A 244-nucleotide genomic window follows, 5' to 3' on the forward strand; every position below is an offset into this window, starting at 1 on the left:
ATCGGATTAATCCCCCCGACTGCGATCGTCTTTTTTTTATTCCTGATCGTCATCTTCTCCAACTCCCAGCGAATTCGCCATGTTAAACCATTCGGCCTCACTAACCTCTACAAGAGTCATGATCTCGCGGATATCTGTTATACCAAGAGCAGTTGCAATTTTACTAATATGATCCAATTGCACTCTTTCGAGATTGTCGCGGCAGATGTTCGTAATTGCACTCGGGCGTAAACCAGTCATGGCT

1 protein-coding gene is annotated in these 244 nt (G+C 45.1%); it reads right to left on the reverse strand.

Features of this window, described 5'->3' with window-relative positions; all coding sequences use genetic code 11:
- Positions 1 to 36: 36 nt before the first annotated feature.
- Positions 37 to 244 (reverse strand): helix-turn-helix domain-containing protein (locus KVT27_RS25815; RefSeq protein WP_217582300.1); only part of this gene is annotated, 208 nt, incomplete at its 5' end.

This window comes from Lysinibacillus sp. GbtcB16 (assembly GCF_019091145.1).
GTDB lineage: Bacteria > Bacillota > Bacilli > Bacillales_A > Planococcaceae > Lysinibacillus > Lysinibacillus fusiformis.